This is a genomic window from Streptomyces sp. NPDC006450 (assembly GCF_040612195.1).
Classification (GTDB): Bacteria; Actinomycetota; Actinomycetes; order Streptomycetales; family Streptomycetaceae; genus Streptomyces.
This window is the reverse complement of record NZ_JBEXPT010000225.1, coordinates 1-4450: the sequence shown is the minus strand read 5'-3', so window position 1 is coordinate 4450 and position 4450 is coordinate 1. Positions and strand designations below refer to the sequence as shown.

Annotated in this window: 4 protein-coding genes; all 4 read left to right on the top strand. The window is 74.1% G+C overall.

The genetic code is table 11. The annotated features are described in order from the left end of the window. Nucleotides 1-1861: carbamoyltransferase HypF (hypF, locus tag ABZY57_RS32100; RefSeq protein ID WP_356517965.1), on the top strand; the 1861-nt coding region annotated here is incomplete at its 5' end. Next, complete coding sequence (locus tag ABZY57_RS32095; protein WP_356517963.1) at nt 1830-2126, top strand: HypC/HybG/HupF family hydrogenase formation chaperone; 297 nt, start codon at nt 1830-1832, stop codon at nt 2124-2126. The genes hypF and ABZY57_RS32095, both read left to right, overlap by 32 nt. Next, entirely contained in the window at nt 2123-3265 is a 1143-nt protein-coding gene (gene hypD, locus ABZY57_RS32090) for a hydrogenase formation protein HypD (RefSeq protein WP_356517961.1), read from the top strand. Before ABZY57_RS32095 ends, hypD begins: the two co-directional genes overlap by 4 nt. Beyond that, nucleotides 3258-4322 (top strand): hydrogenase expression/formation protein HypE, encoded by a 1065-nt coding sequence (gene hypE, locus ABZY57_RS32085; RefSeq protein ID WP_356517959.1) that lies wholly within the window; start codon nt 3258-3260, stop codon nt 4320-4322. The genes hypD and hypE overlap by 8 nt, the downstream gene beginning before the upstream one ends. Nucleotides 4323-4450: the final 128 nt, after the last annotated feature.

The following is a 4450-nucleotide window of genomic DNA, read 5'->3' as shown; positions in this document are numbered from 1 at the left end:
CCGGCTGCGGCTGCTGGTCGCCGGCGGCGGGCGGGACCCGTACGAGCTCCCCGGTACGGATCCGGTCGCCGGGGCCCGCCGCCTGCTGGCCCGGGGCGCGATCCTGGCGGTCAAGGGGCTCGGCGGCTACCACCTGGCCTGCGACGCCACCCGGCCCGAGGCCGTGGCGGAACTGCGCCGGCGCAAGTCCCGCGGCGACAAGCCGCTCGCCGTGATGGCGCGCGACCTCGCCGAGGCGGAGCGGCTGGCGCACATCGGCCCCGAGGAACGTGCCCTGCTCACCGGAGGCATCCGGCCCATCGTGCTGCTCCGCAGGCGCGCCGGCGTCTCCGGGCCGGCCGGGGAGGTCGCGCCGCGCAGCCCCGACCTCGGCGTGATGCTCCCGTACACCCCGCTCCACCACCTGCTGTTCGGGCTTCCCGGCGACCCCCCGGGGCCCGCGCTGCTCGTCATGACCAGCGGGAACCTCGCGGGTGAGCCCATCGTCACCGAGGAGGACGAGGCCCTGGAGCGGCTGGCCGGCCTCGCCGACGGCTGGCTCACGCACGACCGGCCCATCCACGTCCCCTGCGACGACTCCGTGGTCCGGGTCTGCGACGGCGCCGAGCTTCTGGTCCGGCGCTCGCGCGGCTACGCCCCGCTGCCGCTGCCGCTGCCTCTTCCGGTCCCCGCCACGCTGGCGACCGGGGGCGATCTGAAGAACGCCCTCTGTCTCGGGGAGGGCCGTCGGGCCTGGCTGTCGGCGCACATCGGCGACATGGACGACCTGGCCACCCAGATCGCCTTCGAGCGGGCCGAACGGCAACTGGAGTCCGTCACCGGGGTCACTCCCGTCCTGCTGGCCGCCGACCGGCATCCCGGGTACCGGTCGGGGCGGTGGGCGGACCGCAACGCGGGGGGCCGGCCACTGGTGCGCGTCCAGCACCATCACGCGCACATCGCCTCCGCGCTGGCCGAGCACGGCCTGGACGGCGGCCGCCGGGTGATCGGCGTCGCGTTCGACGGCACCGGCTACGGTGACGACGGCGCGGTGTGGGGCGGCGAGGTGCTCCTCGCCGACTACAGCGGGTACACCCGCTTCGCCCACCTCGCGTACGTGCCGCTGCCGGGAGGCGACGCCGTGGTGCACCGGCCGTACCGCATGGCCCTGTCCCACCTGCGGGCGGCGGGCATCCCCTGGGATCCGGACCTGCCGTGCGCGACCGCCTGCCCGGAAGGCGAACTCCGTGTACTTGCACGGCAGTTGGAGCGCGGCCTGAACTGTGTCGGCACGTCCAGCATGGGACGGCTCTTCGACGCCGTCTCCTCCCTGGCGGGCATCTGCCAGCACTCGGGGTACGAGGCCCAGGCCGCGATGGAGCTCGAATCCGCAGCGCTGCGGGCAGCGGACCGCGCGGCCCCGGACGCGGACCCCGGCCAGGGCCAGGGCCAGAACGCCTACGCCTTCACGCTGAACGACCCGGCGCCCGGCCGTGAGGGTCCCGTCACCGCCGATCCGGCGCCCCTGCTGGCGTCGGTGGTGGCCGACCTGCGGGCGGGGGTGGTTCCGTCCGTGATCGCCGCGCGCTTCCACGCCGCCGCCTGCGGGCTCGTCGTGCGGCTGTGCGTCCTGGCCCGCGAACGGCACGCCCTGGAGACGGTGGCGCTGACCGGCGGGGTCTTCGCCAACACCCTGTTGTCCACGGCCTGCGCCCGCGCGCTGCGGGAGCACGGCTTCACCGTACTGCGGCACCGCCGGGTCCCGCCGAACGACGGCGGGCTGGCACTCGGTCAGCTCATGGTGGCGGCCGCCCGCGGCGCCACCGACCCCCCACAGCGAGGAGAGGCCCATGTGCTTGGCGGTACCCGGCAGAGTGCTTGAGATCGCGGAGAAGGACGGCACCCGCATGGCCACGGTCGACTTCGGCGGCGTGCAGAAGGAGGTGTGCCTGGAGTACCTGCCCGACCTCCAGGTCGGCGAGTACGCCATCGTGCACGTGGGCTTCGCCCTCCAGCGCCTGGACGAGGAGTCCGCCCTGCAGACCCTCGCGCTGTTCGCGGAACTCGGCATGCTCCAGGAGGAGTTCGGCGACCCGTGGGAGCTGGCGGCCGACGCCGCCGACGGTGGCGAGGGAGGCCCGCGGTGAAGTACATCGACGAGTTCCAGGATCCCGCCCTCGCGCGGCGGCTCCTCGACGAGATCCACTCCACGGTGACCCGGCCCTGGGCGCTGATGGAGGTGTGCGGCGGCCAGACCCACACCATCATCCGGCACGGAATCGATCAACTGCTGCCGGATCAGGTGGAGTTGATCCACGGACCGGGGTGTCCCGTCTGCGTGACCCCGCTGGAGGTCATCGACAAGGCGCTGGAGATCGCCTCCCGGCCCGGCGTGATCTTCTGCTCCTTCGGCGACATGCTCCGGGTCCCCGGGACCGGCCGCGACCTGTTCCGGGTCCGCAGCGAGGGCGGTGACGTACGGGTGGTCTACTCTCCGCTCGACGCCCTGACCATCGCCCGGCAGAACCCGGACCGGGAAGTGGTGTTCTTCGGCATCGGCTTCGAGACCACGGCCCCGCCGAACGCGATGACGGTCCATCAGGCGAAGCGGCTGGGCATCCCCAATTTCAGCCTGCTGGTGTCCCACGTACGGGTCCCCCCGGCCATCGAGGCCATCATGCGCTCCCCGAGCTGCCGGGTGCAGGGCTTCCTCGCCGCCGGGCACGTGTGCAGCGTCATGGGGATGGCGGAGTACCCGGAGCTCGCGGCGAGGTACCGGGTGCCGATCGTGGTGACGGGCTTCGAGCCGCTGGACATCCTCGAGGGAGTGCGGCGGACCGTGCTCCAGCTCGAACGCGGCGAGCACACCGTGGAGAACGCCTACGCGCGCGCCGTCCGCCCGGAGGGCAACCCCGCCGCCCTCGCCATGCTGGAGGACGTCTTCGAGGTCACGGACCGGGCCTGGCGCGGGATCGGGGTCATCCCGGACAGCGGCTGGCGACTGTCCGAGCGCTACCGGGAGTTCGACGCCGAGCACCGCTTCTCGGTCACCGGGATCACCACGCGGGAGCCCGCCGAGTGCCGCAGCGGCGAAGTGCTCCAGGGGCTGATCAAACCGCACGAGTGCGAGGCCTTCGGCACCCTGTGCACACCGCGCAACCCGCTCGGCGCCACGATGGTCTCCAGCGAGGGCGCCTGCGCCGCGTACTACCTCTACCGCCGGCTCGACCTGCAGGCCGCGCCGGCCTCCCCGACGACGCCGCTGGAGGCGAGCCCCGTTGGCTGAGACCGCACCCCTGGACATCACCGGCTGGACCTGTCCGGCCCCGCTGCGCGACCATCCGCGGGTGGTGATGGGCCACGGCGGAGGGGGCGCACTGTCCGCCGAACTCGTCCAGCACCTCTTCCTCCCGGAGTTCGGCGGCTCCGCGCTCGCCCAGCTCGGGGACTCCGCCGCGCTCTCCCTCGGCGGCGTCCGGCTCGCCTTCTCCACGGACTCCTACGTCGTGCGCCCGCTGTTCTTCCCGGGCGGCTCCATCGGCGACCTCGCGGTCAACGGCACGGTCAACGACCTGGCCATGTCGGGGGCCGAACCGGCCTACCTCTCCTGCGGGTTCATCCTGGAGGAGGGCGTGGAGCTGTCCGTGGTCTCGCGGGTGGCCCGGGCGATGGGCGACGCGGCCCGTGCCGCGGGGGTGGAGGTGGTCACCGGGGACACCAAGGTCGTGGAGAGCGGGCACGGGGACGGCGTCTACATCAACACCGCGGGCATCGGAGTCATCCCCGCCGGGGTGGACCTGCGCGCGCAGCGGGTCGTACCGGGCGACGTGGTCATCGTCAGTGGTGAGATCGGGCTGCACGGCGTGGCCATCATGAGCGTGCGCGAAGGCCTCGAGTTCGGGGTGGACGTGGAGAGCGACTGCGCTCCGCTCGGCGGGCTCGTACGGAGCATGCTCGCCGTCACCCCCGACCTGCACGTCCTGCGCGACCCCACCCGGGGCGGTCTGGCCGCCGCGCTCAACGAGATCGCCACGGCCTCCGGCACCGGCGTCCTCGTCCACGAGGCCCGGGTCCCCGTGCCCCCGGCCGTCGCGAACGCCTGCTCGATCCTCGGCCTGGATCCGTTCTACGTGGCCAACGAGGGCAAGCTCGTGGCGTTCGTTCCGCGCGAGCACGCGGAAGCCGTGCTCGACGCGATGCGGGCGCATCCGCTGGGGCGCGGGGCGACCGTGATCGGCGAGGCCGTCGAAGCCCACCCGGGCATGGTCGTGGCCCGCACCCGGCTGGGCGGCACCCGCGTGGTGGACCTGCCGATCGGGGAGCAGCTGCCGCGCATCTGCTGAGCACGGACCCGGGTCGGGCGCGGCGGCGCGCCCCGCCGCGGGGGGGCCCCGGGCCCCCGCCGCGGGGGGGGGTTTGGGCGGGGCAGGCCGCGGCAGGGGGGGGGGGGGGGGCGCGGGGGGGGCGACGC

What these genes read in the sequence shown, in the direction of transcription:
- ABZY57_RS32095 (WP_356517963.1), top strand. Translation starts at nt 1,830, where the DNA reads ATGTGCTTGGCGGTACCCGGCAGAGTGCTTGAGATCGCGGAGAAGGAC.